At 70.4% G+C, this 15,657-nt stretch carries 18 protein-coding genes; 4 read left to right on the top strand and 14 right to left on the bottom strand.

What is annotated here, in order from left to right:
- Window positions 1-70 precede the first annotated feature (70 nt).
- From rplT to infC, 3 genes are read right to left on the bottom strand one after another with little or no spacing between them, the layout of a single operon-like run.
- Window positions 71-451, bottom strand: coding sequence for a 50S ribosomal protein L20 (gene rplT, locus VC184_RS04915; protein WP_023951735.1), 381 nt, complete (start codon window positions 449-451; stop codon window positions 71-73).
- Window positions 452-483: 32 nt separating this feature from the next.
- Window positions 484-678 (bottom strand): 50S ribosomal protein L35, encoded by a 195-nt coding sequence (gene rpmI / locus VC184_RS04910; RefSeq protein WP_005048908.1) that lies wholly within the window; start codon window positions 676-678, stop codon window positions 484-486.
- A 44-nt stretch (window positions 679-722) separates the two neighbouring features.
- Window positions 723-1,382: a translation initiation factor IF-3 gene (gene infC / locus VC184_RS04905; protein ID WP_240309666.1), complete on the bottom strand. Its 660-nt coding sequence runs from the start codon at window positions 1,380-1,382 to the stop codon at window positions 723-725.
- Between the two features lie 227 nt (window positions 1,383-1,609).
- Between infC and VC184_RS04900 the strand changes: the two genes are divergently transcribed.
- Window positions 1,610-2,014, top strand: a complete 405-nt coding sequence (locus tag VC184_RS04900) for a DUF1844 domain-containing protein (protein ID WP_023951737.1) — start codon at window positions 1,610-1,612, stop codon at window positions 2,012-2,014.
- Between the two features lie 42 nt (window positions 2,015-2,056).
- Here VC184_RS04900 and VC184_RS04895 read toward each other — a convergent pair whose 3' ends face one another.
- From VC184_RS04895 to VC184_RS04870, 6 genes are all read right to left on the bottom strand, one after another.
- A complete protein-coding gene (locus VC184_RS04895) occupies window positions 2,057-2,839 on the bottom strand; it encodes an SseB family protein (protein WP_282502298.1) in 783 nt (260 codons plus the stop codon).
- Complete coding sequence (gene priA, locus VC184_RS04890) at window positions 2,823-3,569, bottom strand: bifunctional 1-(5-phosphoribosyl)-5-((5-phosphoribosylamino)methylideneamino)imidazole-4-carboxamide isomerase/phosphoribosylanthranilate isomerase PriA (RefSeq protein ID WP_112613795.1); 747 nt, start codon at window positions 3,567-3,569, stop codon at window positions 2,823-2,825. Before priA ends, VC184_RS04895 begins: the two co-directional genes overlap by 17 nt.
- A 58-nt stretch (window positions 3,570-3,627) precedes the next feature.
- Window positions 3,628-4,290 carry an imidazole glycerol phosphate synthase subunit HisH gene (gene hisH, locus VC184_RS04885; protein ID WP_274177563.1) on the bottom strand — a complete coding sequence of 221 codons (663 nt, stop codon included), beginning with the start codon at window positions 4,288-4,290 and terminating at the stop codon, window positions 3,628-3,630.
- Complete coding sequence (gene hisB, locus VC184_RS04880) at window positions 4,287-4,892, bottom strand: imidazoleglycerol-phosphate dehydratase HisB (RefSeq protein WP_114587968.1); 606 nt, start codon at window positions 4,890-4,892, stop codon at window positions 4,287-4,289. Before hisB ends, hisH begins: the two co-directional genes overlap by 4 nt.
- Complete coding sequence (locus VC184_RS04875) at window positions 4,889-5,974, bottom strand: histidinol-phosphate transaminase (RefSeq protein ID WP_112613789.1); 1,086 nt, start codon at window positions 5,972-5,974, stop codon at window positions 4,889-4,891. The genes hisB and VC184_RS04875 overlap by 4 nt, the downstream gene beginning before the upstream one ends.
- Before the next feature lie 71 nt (window positions 5,975-6,045).
- Window positions 6,046-6,405, bottom strand: a complete 360-nt coding sequence (locus VC184_RS04870; RefSeq protein ID WP_112613787.1) for a LysM peptidoglycan-binding domain-containing protein — start codon at window positions 6,403-6,405, stop codon at window positions 6,046-6,048.
- A 256-nt stretch (window positions 6,406-6,661) separates the two neighbouring features.
- Here VC184_RS04870 and lexA point away from each other — a divergent pair, with 256 nt between their 5' ends.
- Together lexA and VC184_RS04860 are read left to right on the top strand one after the other, a co-directional pair.
- Window positions 6,662-7,327, top strand: coding sequence for a transcriptional repressor LexA (lexA, locus tag VC184_RS04865; protein WP_112613785.1), 666 nt, complete (start codon window positions 6,662-6,664; stop codon window positions 7,325-7,327).
- 101 nt (window positions 7,328-7,428) lie between these two features.
- Entirely contained in the window at window positions 7,429-9,357 is a 1,929-nt protein-coding gene (locus VC184_RS04860) for a prolyl oligopeptidase family serine peptidase (RefSeq protein WP_323987441.1), read from the top strand.
- Window positions 9,358-9,455: 98 nt separating this feature from the next.
- Here VC184_RS04860 and hflX read toward each other — a convergent pair whose 3' ends face one another.
- On the bottom strand, window positions 9,456-10,784 hold the full coding sequence (gene hflX / locus VC184_RS04855) for a GTPase HflX (protein ID WP_378718968.1): 1,329 nt from the start codon (window positions 10,782-10,784) through the stop codon (window positions 9,456-9,458).
- Between the two features lie 274 nt (window positions 10,785-11,058).
- Between hflX and VC184_RS04850 the strand changes: the two genes are divergently transcribed.
- On the top strand, window positions 11,059-11,700 hold the full coding sequence (locus VC184_RS04850) for a class I SAM-dependent methyltransferase (RefSeq protein WP_274177559.1): 642 nt from the start codon (window positions 11,059-11,061) through the stop codon (window positions 11,698-11,700).
- Window positions 11,701-11,736: 36 nt separating this feature from the next.
- Here the strand turns inward: VC184_RS04850 and dapF are convergent, their stop codons facing one another.
- From dapF to miaB, 4 genes are read right to left on the bottom strand one after another with little or no spacing between them, the layout of a single operon-like run.
- Window positions 11,737-12,606, bottom strand: a complete 870-nt coding sequence (gene dapF / locus VC184_RS04845) for a diaminopimelate epimerase (protein ID WP_323987440.1) — start codon at window positions 12,604-12,606, stop codon at window positions 11,737-11,739.
- A 9-nt stretch (window positions 12,607-12,615) separates the two neighbouring features.
- Entirely contained in the window at window positions 12,616-13,074 is a 459-nt protein-coding gene (locus VC184_RS04840; RefSeq protein ID WP_282502295.1) for a GNAT family acetyltransferase, read from the bottom strand.
- Window positions 13,071-14,075 carry a tRNA (adenosine(37)-N6)-dimethylallyltransferase MiaA gene (gene miaA / locus VC184_RS04835; RefSeq protein ID WP_323987439.1) on the bottom strand — a complete coding sequence of 335 codons (1,005 nt, stop codon included), beginning with the start codon at window positions 14,073-14,075 and terminating at the stop codon, window positions 13,071-13,073. Before miaA ends, VC184_RS04840 begins: the two co-directional genes overlap by 4 nt.
- A complete protein-coding gene (gene miaB, locus VC184_RS04830) occupies window positions 14,072-15,622 on the bottom strand; it encodes a tRNA (N6-isopentenyl adenosine(37)-C2)-methylthiotransferase MiaB (protein ID WP_323987438.1) in 1,551 nt (516 codons plus the stop codon). Before miaB ends, miaA begins: the two co-directional genes overlap by 4 nt.
- Between the last annotated feature and the right edge of the window lie 35 nt (window positions 15,623-15,657).

Genomic DNA, 15,657 nt, shown 5'->3' with positions numbered 1-15,657 from the left:
CATACGGCGAAGGGGCGCCCTCCTCTCGGAGGACGCCCCTTCGTGCGGTGCGTGGAACGCGAAGACCCGATCAGGCCTTGGGAGCGTTGACGTCGGCGGGCAGCGCGCCCTTGGCCGTCGCCACGAGCGACGCGAAGACGGCGGGCTCGTTCACGGCGAGCTCGGCGAGCATACGACGGTCGACCTGCACACCCGCGAGGCCGAGGCCCTGGATGAAGCGGTTGTACGTGATGCCGTTCTGACGGGCAGCGGCGTTGATGCGCTGGATCCACAGACGGCGGAAGTCGCCCTTGCGCTTGCGACGGTCGCGGTACGCGTAGACGAGCGAGTGGGTGACCTGCTCCTTCGCCTTGCGGTACAGGCGCGAACGCTGTCCGCGGTAACCGGAGGCGCGCTCGAGGATGACGCGACGCTTCTTGTGGGCGTTTACTGCCCGCTTGACTCTAGCCATTTCGTTTGTTTCCTATTCGTGCGCAGCAGCGCTCAGATGCCGAGGAGCTTCTTGGCGACCTTCGCGTCGCCGGGAGCCAGGATCTTGTCGGCCGACAGGCGGCGCGTGCGCTTGGTGGGCTTGCCTTCGAAGTTGTGGCGGAGGTTCGCCTGCTGCTTCTTGATCTTTCCGCTGCCGGTGACCTTGAAGCGCTTCTTGGCACCCGAGTGGGTCTTCTGCTTCGGCATGTCTCTTCCTTCGTTGTGTTTCCCGCGAGGCGGGAGTCTGGGGGCTACTCCGCCGAGGCGGGAGCGGCGTCTTCGGTCGCGGGTGCGTCGCCGGAGCGGGCCTGGCGTGCTGCCTCCTTGTTGGCGGCACGCTGGGCGTTCTGCTCGGTCTTCACCTCGGACTTGTTCTTGTGCGGCGCGATGACCATCACCATGTTGCGGCCGTCGATCGTCGGGTTCGACTCGACGGTGCCGAGCTCGGCGACATCCTCGGCGAACTTGCGGAGCAGGCGCACACCCTGCTCGGGACGCGACTGCTCGCGACCGCGGAACAGGATCATCGCCTTCACCTTGTCGCCCGCCTGGAGGAAGCCCTCGGCGCGCTTGAGCTTGGTGATGTAGTCGTGCGCCTCGATCTTCAGGCGGAAACGGACCTCCTTGAGGACCGTGTTGGCCTGATTGCGGCGCGTTTCCTTGGCCTTCTGAGCCGCTTCGTACTTGAACTTGCCGTAGTCCATGATCTTGACCACGGGCGGCTTCGAGTTCGGGGCGACCTCGACGAGGTCGAGTTCGGCCTCCTGCGCCAGACGCAGGGCGACCTCGATACGGACGACGCCGACCTGCTCTCCAGCGGGGCCGACGAGGCGAACCTCGGGGACGCGGATGCGGTCGTTGGTGCGGGGATCGCTGATGTGCGGAACTCCTGTTCGTGCGGTGGTGGCCACCGGGACGCGAGGACGCGACCCGGGCGGAAGAGCATCGCATCCACCCCGCACGACGCGCGTGCGTCGGCATTCGTGTTCCGCACCCTGACTACCCCGGCCGCGGTGAGACGGACGGAGCGGAGTGCATGACCCGGTAGCCTGGAACGGCAAGCGCGGGTGGGATGTGATCCTCTTTCGATCCGGAGTAGAACACTCCGGTGCCCGCACAGTCTAGCAGAGAGCGACACGTGGACACGAACCCCGCCGACAACAGCACTTTCACCGACGACGAGGCTCGTCGCCAGCGGTGGGAGGAGCAGGAGCGCGCGGCCTCGGCCGCGACCCGCGACATCGCCGACGTGCCGGCGGTCGAGGTCATCACCACCGCCGCCGTGCACCTCATGAGCGCCGCCGCCGTCAAGGTCGGGCTCGCCGACGACCCGGCCACCCAGCTCGACCTCGACGAGGCCCGCAAGCTCATCAACGCCCTCGCCGGGCTCATCACCGCCGGCGCTCCCGAGATCAGCGACATGCACGCGCGATCGCTGCGCGACGGCCTGCGCTCGCTGCAGCTCGCCTTCCGCGAGGCGTCGACGATCCCCGACCCGATCGGCAAGGGCCCCGGCGAGAAGTTCACCGGTCCCGTCAACTGACGAGCTCCCGGGCTCGAGCAGCGCTCGGGCCCGGCACTTCCGTCAGGAAGCGCGCACCAGCTTGACCGTCAGCGAGTCGACGAGCACCGCGATGCGGTCGTCGGCGGCCCACCGCGACGCCAGCCGCGACAGCACCGCGTCGAGCTCGGCGGCATCCAGCCCATCGATGAGATGAAGCCGGACGATCAGCTCGGGGCCGCGCATCCGGGCGGCGGGATCACCCGCCGCGACCGACAGGTCGAGCACCGCGAGCTCTCCCCCGATGCTGGCCTGGAGAGCGGTGAAGACCTCGGGCGAGGTGGGCGCCGGTTCCCAGGGCAGTCCCTGTCCGATCGCCCAGACGGCGGGGCGTCGCAGCACGAACTCGGTCTCGGAGCCCGGGTCGATCACGATCAGGTCGGTGTCATCGGACGCCGCCGCCATCGCCGTGCGCACCCCGTCGGCCGGAACCGGACGCGCGACGGCATCCCACCGCGCGAGTGCGGCCACCGACGTGAAGACCGGCAGAACGCGCCGACCGTCAGGAGCCGCGACCGTGACGATCGACAGCTCCTGGGTCTTGTCGACACGCAGCCCCGTCGGCCCGACCCCTTCGTCGCCCTTCTCGGGCACGAGCGGGATCAGCAGCCGCGCCGCGCGATACGCCTCGACGACCGCCACGGCGTCACCGGTCCCCGCGCGGAAGGCTTCGAGCGCCGCGAGCAGCGCGGGATCGGCGGAGCCGTCGTCACCGGCGTGAGGGTTCGACTCGAAGCTGCGCCCCTCCCAGGGAACGCCCGCCGAGTCGGCGGCGTGGCCGCAGCCGTCGTCAGTCTCCGGCGACATCCAGCGCCTCGGCCAGCGTGAACGCGCCGGCGTAGAGAGCCTTGCCGACGATCGCACCCTCGACGCCCAGCGGCACGAGCTCGCGCAGCGCGGCGATGTCGTCGAGGCTCGAGATACCGCCCGATGCGACCACGGGCTTGGGTGTGCGCGAGGTGATCTCGCGCAGCAGCTCGAGGTTCGGGCCCTGGAGCGTGCCGTCCTTCGTCACGTCGGTGACGACGTATCGGCTGCAGCCGGCGTCTTCGAGACGCTCGAGGACGTCCCACAGGTCGCCGCCGTCGCGGGTCCAGCCCCGGGCGGCGAGCGTCGTGCCGCGGACATCGAGTCCGACCGCGATCGCGTCGCCGTAGCGGCCGATGACATCGGCGGCCCACTCGGGGTTCTCGAGCGCGGCAGTGCCCAGGTTGATGCGCGTCGCACCGCTCTCGAGCGCGGCCTCGAGCGTCGCATCGTCGCGGATGCCGCCCGACAGCTCGATCTGCACACCCTTGACCTGCTTGATGACCTTGCGGAGCACGGCGGTGTTGTTGCCCCGGCCGAAGGCCGCGTCGAGGTCGACGAGATGGATCCACTGCGCACCCTGCTTGGCCCAGGCGAGCGCCGCGTCGACGGGGTCGCCGTAGGTCGTCTCGCTGCCGGCCTCGCCCTGGGTCAGGCGCACGGCCTTCCCGTCGGCGACGTCGACGGCGGGCAGGAGGATCAGTTCGGGGGTGGACGCGAAGTCGTTCATCACATTCCAGGGGTGGGTCGGGATGCACGCTCGTCCACGCGAGCGCACCAGAGGGAGACTAGTGGCGCGGTAGGGCACCGATCCAATTGGCGAGGAGACGGATGCCGGCGGCCCCCGACTTCTCGGGGTGGAACTGCGTCGCCGAGAGCGGCCCGTTCTCGACGGCCGCGAGGAAGGGCGCGCCGTAGTCGCACCAGGTCAGCACGGGCTCGGCGAAGGGCTTCATGACCTCGAGGCTCCAGTCCTGGGCACCGTACGAGTGCACGAAGTAGAAGCGCTCGTCCTCCAGACCGTTGAACAGCGTCGACCCTGCGCCCGCGCGCACGGTGTTCCAGCCCATGTGGGGCAGCACGGGTGCCTGCAGCTCGGTGACGGTGCCCGGCCACTGCCCGAGGCCCTCGGTGTCATCGCCGCGCTCGACGCCGTTGCCAAACATGATCTGCATGCCGACGCAGATGCCCAGCACCGGGCGCCCCCCGGCCAGGCGCCGCTCGATGATCTCGTCGCCGCGGCTCTCGCGCAGGGCGGCCATGACCGCACTGAACGCACCGACGCCGGGAACCAGAAGACCGTCCGCATCGCGGATGAGACCACGATCGGACGTCAGTCGGGCGTCCGCACCCGCGGCGGAGAGGGCCTTGACGGCCGAGTGGATGTTGCCCGAGCCATAATCGAGGACGGCGACGAGCGGCGCGCGTCCGGTCGTGTCACCCTCGGTCATAGGGCGCCCTTCGTGCTGGGGATGCCGTGCACGAGCGGATCGAGCGCCTTGGCCTGCCGGAAGGCACGGGCGAAGGCCTTGTACTCCGCCTCGGCGATGTGGTGCGGGTCGCGTCCGCCGAGCACGCGGACGTGCATCGTCAGGCCCGCGTTGAACGCGATCGCCTCGAACGTGTGCCGCACGAGCGACCCCGTGAAGTGCCCGCCGATGAGGTGGTACTCGTATCCCTCGGGCTCTCCCGTGTGCACGAGGTAGGGACGCCCGGAGATGTCGACGACAGCCTGCGCGAGCGCCTCGTCGAGGGGCACGAGCGCATCGCCGTAGCGGGATATGCCCGACTTGTCGCCCAGCGCAGAGCGCAGCGCCTGCCCGAGCACGATCGCCACATCCTCGACCGTGTGGTGCGCGTCGATGTGCGTGTCGCCCGTCGCGCGTACAGTCAGGTCGGTGAGCGAGTGCTTCGCGAACGCCGTCAGCAGATGATCGAAGAACGGCACGGTCGTCTCGATCGTGCTGATCCCGGTCCCGTCGAGGTCGAGCTCGAGTTCGACACTCGACTCGCTCGTGGCACGACGGATGCTGGCCGTTCGGGGGCTGGTCATGCCTCCGAGTCTATCGACGCCAGTGCTTCGAGGAACGCGGTCGTCTCGTCTTCCGTACCGGCACTGACGCGCAGGCTGTGCGGGATGCCGACGTCGCGGACGAGGATGCCGCGATCGTAGAGCGCCTGCCAGGTGGCGCGCGGGTCGTCGACCCCGTCGAACAGGACGAAGTTCGTCCAGCTCTCGTAGGCGTGGTACCCGAGGGCATCGAGCGTCGCCGACATCCGATCGCGCTGCGCGACGATCTCGTCCACCATCCGGAGCATCGTCGACGAGTGCGACAGCGCGGCTGTCGCGGCCGCCTGCGTGAGGGCGCTGAGGTGGTACGGCAGGCGGACAAGACGCAGAGCGTCGATGAGGGTCGCGTCGGCGGCGAGATAGCCGACGCGCGCACCGGCGAAGGCGAACGCCTTGCTCATCGTGCGCGAGACGACCAGGCGCTCCCGCTCGCCGAGCAGCGTCAGCGCGGAGGGGCTCTCGCGCGGCGCGAACTCCTGATAGGCCTCGTCGACGATCACGATTCCGTCGGTGGCGTCGTACACCGCCTCGATGACGTCGAGACCGAGCGGCGTGCCGGTCGGGTTGTTGGGCGCGCAGAGGAAGACGACGTCGGGGCGTAGTTCGGAGACTTGTGCCGCGGCGGAGGCCGGGTCGAGCGTGAAGTCGGGGCCGCGCGTGCCCGCGACGTACTGCGCGCCGGTGGCTCGCGTCAGCAGCGGGTACATCGAGTACGTGGGGCCGAAGCCCATGGCGGTGCGCCCCGGGCCGCCGAAGGCCTGGAGCAGGTGCTGCAGCACCTCGTTCGATCCGTTCGCGGCCCAGATGCGATCGGGGGTGAGGCCGTGACCGAGGTACTCGGCGAAGGACTCGCGGAGGTGCGTGAACTCGCGGTCGGGATAGCGGTTGACGTCGCGCAGGGCACGGGCGACGGCATCCAGGATGTCGTCTGCGACCTCTTCGGGAACGGGATGCGTGTTCTCGTTGACGTTCAGCGCGACCGGAAGCGGCGCCTGCGGGGCGCCGTACGGGGTGAGGCCTCGCAGATCGTCTCTGAGGGGCAGATCATCCAGACTCGGGCTCATCCCACCCATGCTAGGCCGCGTCCGAGTCCGGCGTGGCCGCACCCCAGCTTCTGCGCCGAAGACGGCGGGCTTCAGCTCGCGGCGTCGTACTCGGCGGGGATGGCGAGTGTCTGGCCTGCCTCGAGCTGACCAGAGCCGAGGGCGTTCAGCCGGATGATGGCGTCGACGACGTCACGGGGGTCGGCGGCCGGCGCCACCTCTTCAGCGATCGACCAGAGCGATTCGCCCGACATGACGGTCACCGTCGTGAACGACCCCTCGGGCGCGCCCGCCTCGTTGGACGCGAGTGCTCCCCCGCCGGAGAGCACGGCAGCGGTGACGGCGACGACGGCGGGAAGCGCGGCGATCGCTGCGATGACGCGGCGTCCACGGCGCGTCAGGCGCAGACGGGTGCGGGGGGCCGGTGCGAAGCGGGCATCGATCGTGGTCATGACATCTCCTCGGGAGCGGTAGGAAGATTCGCTCCCGCCTCTCGGCCGGGAGAGACGGGTGCGAACTTCGGTTCCGAACGTATCTTCGATATTGTGTGGTGTCAACCACCCACCGAAATCGGAGACCGATCGAAGAGACACGCGGAGCGTTCCGTGATGTCGCTGTCGGATCGGGCTACCTTTTCGACAGCGAGAGCCCACCATGAACCTCCGACATCGGGTCGGGGACGGGGCGCGACGACAGGAGACCGGCGGTATGAGCGAGAAGCCGCAGACGCGACGACGCAAGAATCTGAGCGATAAGCAGCTCGCGATCCTCGAGGTGATCCAGCACGCGATCGCCCGCAACGGCTACCCGCCGAGCATGCGCGAGATCGGCGACGCCGTCGGCCTCAAGTCGCTGTCGAGCGTCACCCACCAGCTGAACCAGCTCGAGCTGAGCGGATACCTCCGCCGCGACCCCGGCAAGACCCGCGCGATGGAGGTCCTCATCGACCTCCCCGGCACGGCCGGCGAGAACCCCGCCGACGCCGCGCCCGCCCTCGGCGACGCCGCCCTCGTGCCGCTCGTGGGCCGCATCGCGGCGGGCGTCCCGATCACCGCCGACCAGCAGGTCGAGGAGATCTTCCCCCTGCCGCGTCAGCTCGTCGGCAAGGGCGAGCTGTTCATGCTCAAGGTCGTCGGCGACTCCATGATCGACGCCGCCATCTGCGACGGCGACTGGGTCGTCGTGCGGGCACAGGCGACCGCCGACAACGGCGAGATCGTCGCGGCCATGCTCGACGGCGAGGCCACCGTCAAGACGCTCCGTCAGCGCGACGGCCACACCTGGCTCCTCCCCCGCAACTCGGCGTTCGAGCCGATCCTCGGCGATGACGCCACCATCCTCGGCAAGGTCGTCGCCGTCCTCCGCACGGTCTGACCTCGCCGCACCGACGGAACTGCGGGAGGGGATGCCGCGACTCGGCGGCATCCCCTCCCGTCGTCCGGCACGACCCGGATCCGCTCGCGTAGCGTGACGGTATGTCGCAGCAGCAACTCCCGTACGGTTCTTGGCCCTCCCCCCTGACCGCCTCGTGGGCCAGCGCGTCCTCGTTGCGCCTCGACGGCGCGCGCTTTGTCGGGGATGAGATCTGGTGGGGCGAATCCCTTCCCGATGAGGCCGGTCGCGTCGCCGTCATGCGCCGCCGCCGCGACGATTCTGTGGAGGTCGTCCTCCCCGCGCCCGGGAACGCGCGATCGCGTGTGCACGAGTATGGCGGCGGCGCCTGGACGGCGTCCGACGACGGCGAGCTGTTCTTCGTCGACAAGTCGGACCAGCGCATTCGACGCCTCCGCCCGGGCGGCGAGCCCGAGGCGCTCACCCCAGAGGAGAGCGGCACCCACTACGGCGGTCTCCGCTGGCAGCACGGCGCGCTTCTCGCGGTGCGCGAGCGCGAGCGCCCGGGGCGCACTCCCGAACGACACATCGTGCGGATCGACGGCGCGAGCAGCGATGAGAACGCCGCGAGCGGCGACGAAGCGGGAGTGACGGAGCTCGCCGGGGGCAGCGACTTTGTGGCTCAGCCGGCACTGTCACCCGACGGATCACAGCTCGCGTGGGTGGCGTGGGATCACCCGGACATGCCCTGGGACCGCACCCGCATCCGTGTCATCGAGCTCGACGCCCCGGATCGTGTCCGCGAGGTGGCCGGCGGCAGCACGGCCGCGCTGCAGCCGGAATGGACATCCGACGGCCAGCTGTTGCTGCTCGACGAGCCGACGGGGCGCTGGAACCTCCATCGCGTCGACCCCGCGACCGGCGCGGCACCCGTCGCGGTCTCCCCCGCCGACGCCGACACGGGTGGTGGCCTGTGGGTCCTCGGCACCCGGTGGTACGCGCCGCTCGACGACGGCCGCGTCGTGGCCGTCCGCACGCACGGCTCGGACCAGCTCGTGATCGTCGACCGCGACGGCGGCGCGATCCCTCTCCCCTTCCCCGCCACCGCTCGACTGCAGATCGAGGACGTCCGCGGCAGCCGCGCCCTCGTGAGCGGCGCCATGCCCGGGGCGAGCGGGCTCTGGCTGGTCGATCTCGACAGCGGCGAGACGACAGCGGTGCGCGGCGGTACCCCCGATATCGACGAGGCATGGATCCCCCATGCCCGTCAGATCACCACCGAGGGTCCCCACGGCCCGGTGCACGCCTTCGCCTATCCGCCGACGAACCCCGATGTCACGGCGCCGACCGACGAGCTGCCGCCGTACCTCGTCTGGGTGCACGGCGGGCCGACGTCGCACGTGGGCGGCACCGCCGACGCCAAGGCGGCCTACTTCACCAGCCGAGGCATCGGTGTGCTCGACGTGAACTACGGCGGGTCGACCGGGTACGGCCGGTCGTACCGTGAACGGCTGAAGGGCCAGTGGGGCGTCGTCGACGTCGATGACGTCGCGGCGGCGGCACGCGGCCTCGCCGCCGACGGACTCGCCGATGCGTCACGGCTCGCGATCGAGGGCGGGTCGGCCGGTGGCTGGACCGTGTTGGCGGCGCTCGTCGGCACGGACGTGTTCGGCGCGGGCGTCTCGCGCTACGGCGTCGGCGATGCCCGCGCCCTCGCGGCCGAGACCCACGACTTCGAGGCGCGCTACCTCGACGGCCTGATCGGTCCCCTTCCCGAAGCGGAGCACGTGTACATCGAGCGCTCGCCGCTGAGCCACGCCGAGGGGTTCCGCGTGCCGCTGCTGCTTCTCCAGGGCGACGAGGACGCGGTCGTGCCGCCGGCGCAGGCCGAGGCCATCCGCGACGCACTCGTCGCGCAGGGCGTGCCCCACGCCTATGTCCTGTACGCGGGCGAGGGGCACGGGTTCCGACGGACCGAGACGATCGTGAACGCTCTGGAGAGCGAGCTGGCGTTCCTCGGTCAGGTGTTCGGTTTCGACACGCCCGGCGTCGCGCCGATCGAGCTCGACTGAGCCCGGCGACCGCCTGGCGCTGATACGCCTGTCAGGCCGCGGATGCGGAAGGCCTCACCAGCACCGCCGAGCCTGCAGGTGTATCGCCGACCGCGGGCTCAGACGGCGTAGGGCGCGAGCTCAGCCGCGAGACGCTCGGAGACGTGCGCGTGCACGGCCGTGCCGTCCTCCTCGTGCGAGGTGGCGACGATGTGGCCGCTCTCGTGCACGGCCGAGATCAGGTCGCCACGGTCGTACGGCACGAGAGCGCGCACCTCCACCGCCGGCAGCGGCAGCGCATCCTCGATCGCGGCGCGCAACTCGTCGATGCCCTCACCCGTGCGCGACGACACGAAGTGGGCCGTCGGCTCGAGCCCGCGCAGCAGCAGCCGCGCATCGTCGTCGACGAGGTCGGCCTTGTTGAAGACGACGAGCTCGCGGGTGGCGCGAGCGCCCACGTCGCCCATCACGTCGCGGACGGTCGCGAGCTGCGCGGCGGGGTCGGGATGCGAGCCGTCGACGACGTGGACGATGACGTCCGCGCCCGAGACCTCCTCGAGCGTGGACCGGAACGCCTCGACGAGCTGGTGCGGGAGATTGCGGACGAAGCCGACGGTGTCGGTGAGCGTGAACACGCGCCCGTCGGCGGCCTCGGCCCGACGCACCGTGGCATCCAGCGTCGCGAACAGAGCGTTCTCGACCAGGACACCCGCGCTCGTCAGCCGGTTCAGCAGACTCGACTTGCCGGCGTTGGTGTAACCGGCGATCGCCACCGAGGGGATCGTGTTGCGCCGACGCTCGGCGCGCTTCGCCTCGCGCGACGGCGCGAACTCGCGGATCTGCTTGCGCAGCTGCGCCATGCGGGTGCGGATGCGGCGCCGATCGAGCTCGATCTTCGTCTCACCGGGACCGCGCGAGCCCATGCCCGCACCGCCCGCGCCGACCTGGCCACCGGCCTGGCGGCTCATCGACTCGCCCCATCCGCGCAGACGCGGCAGGAGGTACTCGAGCTGTGCGAGCTCGACCTGGGCCTTGCCCTCACGACTCTTGGCGTGCTGGCTGAAGATGTCGAGGATGACCGTGGTGCGGTCGATGACCTTGACCTTCGCGACATCCTCCAGGGCGCGCCGCTGGCTCGGTGCCAGCTCGGTGTCGGCGATCACGGTGTCGGCACCGACGGCGGCGACGAGGTCGCGCAGCTCGGCTGCCTTGCCGCGTCCGATGTAGGTGGCGGGGTCAGGATGCGGTCGCCGCTGCAGAACGCCGTCGAGCACGACCGCACCGGCGGTCTCGGCCAGGGCCGCGAGCTCGCGCAGCGAGTTCTCCGCGTCCTCGTGCGACCCCTGGGGATACACGCCGACGAGCACGACGTTCTCGAGTCGCAGCTGTCGGTACTCGACCTCGGTGACGTCCTCGAGCTCTGTGGACAGACCGGGGACACGGCGCAGCGCCGCGCGCTCCTCGCGATCCCACTGGTCGCCGTCGGTGTCTCCGTACGACACCGTCGACTCATCCTGCAGCGCCTGCGCGCCGCCGAAGACGCGGATCGACGAGCGCGTCTCCGCGCTCGCGAGCACGCGATCGACCGGGTCCACCGCGATGTCGCCGTCGCCGTCGGGGGTGGTGATATGCGTCATAACTCTCTTCCCGGGATGCCCGTGCCCGGGCATCCGTGAATTCTAGTCTCCCGCCGGTACGTCCGGCTCCGATACGCTCGGATGCATGGGGAGCGATCATTACTTCAGCGCGTCCCCGTCCAGCGAACAGAACCTCCGCCGTATCCGCGTGACCCTCGCGGGTCACGCCGTCGAGGTCACGACCGCGGGCGGGGTGTTCAGCCCTGACCACGTGGATTCGGGTACAGGGGTTCTTCTGGCCAATACTCCGCCGGCACCGTCCGGTGGGGATTTCCTCGACCTCGGCTGCGGCTGGGGGCCGATCTCGCTGTCGCTGGCTCTGGAGTCGCCTCACGCCACGGTGTGGGCCGTCGATGTCAACGAACGGGCTCTCGACCTGGTGCGACGCAACGCCGCTGATCTGGGACTCGGTAACGTCAACGCCGTCCTGCCCGACGATGTTCCCGACGACGTCGTATTCCGGACCATCCGCTCCAACCCGCCGATCCGCGTGGGCAAGAACGAGCTCCACGGGATGCTGCAGCGCTGGATACCCCGTCTGGCTGAACGAAGCGACGCGTGGCTCGTCGTGCAGCGCAACCTCGGTTCGGATTCCCTCCAGCGCTGGCTGGCCGCGACGTTCGACGACGGCTACGGCGTCTCGCGCGCCGCGACCGGACGCGGTTTCCGCGTGCTTCGGGTGCGCCGGCACGGCACTCCCCCGACGGGCGCGATCGAACTGCCCTGACCGGCGGCCGGACGTCCGGATGCCGCGGCGCTCGGATCAGTCGGCGAGGGTGACCTGCCCCGAGAAGACCAGCGTCGCGGGGCCCGAGAGCAGCACGTGCTCGCCATCGGCCTGCCGCACGATGCGCACGCCCAGCGTTCCGCCCGGCACGTCGACGGTCCAGCGGTCGGGTGCCGCAGCCCCGGCCCAGTGACGCACGGCCAGAGCGGATGCCGCGACCCCGGTGCCGCACGACAGGGTCTCTCCCACGCCGCGCTCGTGGACGCGCATCCGGATGGCCCCGACACCGTTCTGAACGAGCGGCTCGGCCGGAACGACGAACTCGACGTTCGCGCCGGCGGACGGACGAGGCTCGAGGGTGGGCTGTACCGTCAGGTCGACGCCCTCGAGTTCATCCTCCCCGGCGAGCGCCACGACGACGTGGGGGTTGCCGACGTCGATCCCCTGCCCGGGGCGGGCGACGCCGAGCCCGCGTGCGCGGACGAGAACGTCGCCGTCTTCGGCCCGCCAGGTTCCGAGGTCGACCTCGAAGCCGTTGTCGACCCGGGTGATCGTCTTCACTCCGGCACGCGTGCCGATGCGGAGGCCGGCATCGATCGAGGCGAGGCCGGCGTCGGCGAGGTAGCGCGCGAAGACCCGCGTTCCGTTGCCGCACATCTCGGCCTTCGAGCCGTCGGCGTTGCGGTAGTCCATGAACCACTCAGCGCCGGCGGCAGCGGCATCCGCCCCCTCGGGGATCGCGGCCGAGCGGACGACTCGCAGCAGCCCGTCGGCGCCGATGCCGACATGGCGATCGCAGAGCGCTGCGATCTGCGCGTCGCTCAGGTCGAGGTCGCCGTCCGGGTCGGCCAGGATCACGAAGTCGTTGCCGGTGCCGTGCCCCTTGGTGAACGCGAGAGTCGCCATGAGCCCAGCTTAGGCGGGGCCGCCCGGGCCATCGACGACGAGGCGCTTGCCCGCGGACCACACGGTGAACGGCTCGTAGCCGAGCTCGTCGTAGAAGCCGCGCACCGCCTCGTTCTCAGGCCGCACCATGAGCTGCACCTTCGGACACCCCATGGCCTCGAGCAGGCGCTCGGACTCGGTGACGAGCAGGCGCCCGATGCCGAGCCCCCGGTGAGACCGAGCCGAGGCGAGGTAGTAGAGCCAGCCGCGGTGTCCGTCGTAGCCGGCCATCACGGTGCCGACGACGGCTTCAGCCGTCCCGTCGACAGGCTGATCGACGGCCACGAGGAAGAGTTCGGGCTGCAGGGTGAGTTTCCGCCTGATGTCGGCACGCGGGTCGTTCCAGGGACGGGTGAGACCGGCCTCGTGCCAGAGCCGGATGACGGCTTCTTCATCGGCGAGCGCGAATGCGCGCACGGTGATGCTCACTGTTCCTCCCGTTCCGACCGGGGCACTGCCTCGCCCGGTCCGGCCACCGCCCCGATGAGGGACGCCGCGTCGACCTCGCGGGCGTCGACCCTCCGCACGTTGTCATAGCGCTTGAACCACGAGACCTGCCGGCGCGCATAGCGCCGCGTGAGGGCCTGCGTCTCGGCGATGGCCTCGTCCTCGCTCAGGTCGCCGCGCAGCTGCGCGAGTGCCTGCGCGTAGCCGATCGCCCGACCCGCCGTCACACCGCGTTCGAGGCCCTGCCGACGCAGCGCCTCGACCTCGTCGAGCAGCCCGGCAGCCCACATCCGTTCCACGCGCACGTCGAGCAACGGGACGAGCTCGTCCCGCGGTACCGTCGTGCCGATGATCCGCGTCCGCGGCATCCAGAGCACCGGCGCCTCGGGCAGGGCTCCGCCGTGCGTCCGTCCACCCGATGCCAGCACCTCGAGCGCGCGCACGATGCGGCGGCCGTTCCGCGAGTCGATGCGTTCGGCCGCCTCCGGGTCGGCCGCGCGCAGGCGCGCGAACAGATGTCCGGCACCGTGTCGCTCGAGTTCGTCCTCGAGAGCCGCGCGCAACCGCTCGTCGCGCGGCGGGAAGCGGAAGTCGAACAGGACGCTCGACGCATACAGCCCGGAACCGCCGACGAGGATCGCGTCGGCTCCTCGGCCGTGGATCGCCGCGATCGTGTGGCGCGCGACTTCCTGGTACCACGCGACCGCGGCCTCCTCGGTGACGGCGAGCGCATCGAACAGGTGGTGCGGGATGCCGCGGCGCTCGGTCTCGGGGAGCTTCGCCGTCCCGATGTCCATGCCGCGGTACAGCTGCATCGCGTCGACGTTGACGACCTCGGCCGGGCGGCCGCGTGCGGCGAGCGCTGCGGCGAGGTCGAGGGAGAGACCCGTTTTGCCGGTGCCCGTCGCCCCGACGACGGCCCACAGGATCGGCGCTTCGGCAGGCTCGCTGCCGCCGGTGCCCGGGCCCGAACCCGTCGTCACACGCCGACGCGCAGGGACGGCAGCCCCAGCGAGACGGAGCGCGGACCGCCATCCGACGAGGCCGGAGCCGGCACGCCGCACGACTCGGCCAGCGAACGGTCCCACGCGTCGCCGGCTCGGGTACGGCGCACGCGCAGCGGCGAGCCGTCCGTGCTGTCGGCCAGCAGGTGGAAGGGGGCTGCGTGCGTCACCGTCACCGTCACGACATCCCCCGGTCGCGGGGTATCGGAGCCCGCCGGCACCTCGAAGTGCACGAGGCGGTTGTCTTCTGCGCGCCCCGTGAGCCGGTGCGTCTCGGCACCCTTCTTGCCTTCGGCCGACGAGACCAGCACCTGGACCTCGCGGCCGAGCTGCTTCTGGTTCTCCTCCAGCGCGATACGGTCCTGCAGCGCGACGAGGCGCTCGTAGCGCTCCTGCACGACGGCCTTGGGCACCTGGTCGGGCATCGTCGCGGCGGGTGTGCCCTCGCGGATCGAGTACTGGAAGGTGAATGCGCTCGCGAACCGGGACTGCTCGACCACCCGCAGGGTGTCTTCGAAATCGGCGTCGGTCTCGCCGGGGAACCCGACGATGATGTCGGTCGAGATCGCCGCGTGCGGGATGCGCTCGCGGACGCGGTCGAGGATGCCGAGGAACTTCGAGCTGCGGTACGACCGGCGCATCGCCTTCAGGATGCTGTCGGAGCCCGATTGCAGCGGCATGTGCAGCTGCGGCATGACCGCCGGCGTCTCGGCCATGGCGTCGATGACGTCGTCGGTGAACGCCGCCGGATGCGGACTCGTGAAACGGATGCGCTCGAGGCCGGGGATCTCCCCCGCTGCGCGCAGGAGCTTGCCGAACGCCTGTCGGTCGCCGAACTCGACACCGTAGCTGTTCACGTTCTGGCCGAGGAGGGTGACCTCGATCGCCCCGTCGTCGACCAGCAGACGGATCTCGTTCAGGATGTCGCCGGGACGGCGGTCCTTCTCCTTGCCGCGAAGGTGCGGCACGATGCAGAACGTGCACGTGTTGTTGCATCCGACCGAGATCGACACCCAGCCGCTGTAGACCGAGTCGCGCTTCGTCGGGAGAGTCGAGGGGAAGGTCTCGAGCGATTCGAGGATCTCGAGCTCGGCCTCGCCGTTGTGCCGCGCTCGCTCGAGCAGGCCCGGGAGGGCCCCCATGTTGTGCGTCCCGAAGACGACGTCGACCCACGGCGCCTTCTGCTGGACGGCCGCCTGGTCCATCTGCGCGAGGCATCCGCCGACGGCGATCTGCATACCGTCGTGCTTGTCTTTGCGCGACTTCAGGTGCCCGAGGGTGCCGTAGAGCTTGCCGGCCGCGTTGTCGCGCACCGCGCAGGTGTTGATGACGATGACGTCGGCCTCGGTGCCGGGATCAGCCGGGAGGTATCCGGCGCTCTCGAGCGAACCCGACAGGCGCTCGGAGTCGTGGACGTTCATCTGGCAGCCGAAGGTGCGCACCTCGTACGTGCGCGGGCGGCCGTCGGCGGTGCGCGCCGCGAGCGACGGCGCGATGAGGGTGGGTGCGCTCGAGGGAGTCGACATGATTCCCTCATTCTACGAGCGTGCTCGTGGGGTCG

The sequence above is a fragment of the Microbacterium plantarum genome, from assembly GCF_035231185.1.
Lineage (GTDB): Bacteria > Actinomycetota > Actinomycetes > Actinomycetales > Microbacteriaceae > Microbacterium > Microbacterium plantarum.
This window is presented reverse-complemented; position numbering and strand designations above follow the sequence as displayed.

Bases quoted from the DNA above. Each gene is read 5' to 3' on its own strand.
- VC184_RS04895 (WP_282502298.1), bottom strand. From the start codon at position 2,839: ATGTCGCCGGAGACTGACGACGGCTGCGGCCACGCCGCCGACTCGGCG.
- VC184_RS04870 (WP_112613787.1), bottom strand. From the start codon at position 6,405: ATGACCACGATCGATGCCCGCTTCGCACCGGCCCCCCGCACCCGTCTG.
- VC184_RS04850 (WP_274177559.1), top strand. From the start codon at position 11,059: ATGGGGAGCGATCATTACTTCAGCGCGTCCCCGTCCAGCGAACAGAAC.
- miaB (WP_323987438.1), bottom strand. From the start codon at position 15,622: ATGTCGACTCCCTCGAGCGCACCCACCCTCATCGCGCCGTCGCTCGCG.
- hisH (WP_274177563.1), bottom strand. From the start codon at position 4,290: ATGACCGAGGGTGACACGACCGGACGCGCGCCGCTCGTCGCCGTCCTC.
- dapF (WP_323987440.1), bottom strand. From the start codon at position 12,606: ATGGCGACTCTCGCGTTCACCAAGGGGCACGGCACCGGCAACGACTTC.
- rpmI (WP_005048908.1), bottom strand. From the start codon at position 678: ATGCCGAAGCAGAAGACCCACTCGGGTGCCAAGAAGCGCTTCAAGGTC.
- rplT (WP_023951735.1), bottom strand. From the start codon at position 451: ATGGCTAGAGTCAAGCGGGCAGTAAACGCCCACAAGAAGCGTCGCGTC.
- hisB (WP_114587968.1), bottom strand. From the start codon at position 4,892: ATGACCAGCCCCCGAACGGCCAGCATCCGTCGTGCCACGAGCGAGTCG.
- priA (WP_112613795.1), bottom strand. From the start codon at position 3,569: ATGAACGACTTCGCGTCCACCCCCGAACTGATCCTCCTGCCCGCCGTC.
- VC184_RS04860 (WP_323987441.1), top strand. From the start codon at position 7,429: ATGTCGCAGCAGCAACTCCCGTACGGTTCTTGGCCCTCCCCCCTGACC.
- VC184_RS04875 (WP_112613789.1), bottom strand. From the start codon at position 5,974: ATGAGCCCGAGTCTGGATGATCTGCCCCTCAGAGACGATCTGCGAGGC.
- lexA (WP_112613785.1), top strand. From the start codon at position 6,662: ATGAGCGAGAAGCCGCAGACGCGACGACGCAAGAATCTGAGCGATAAG.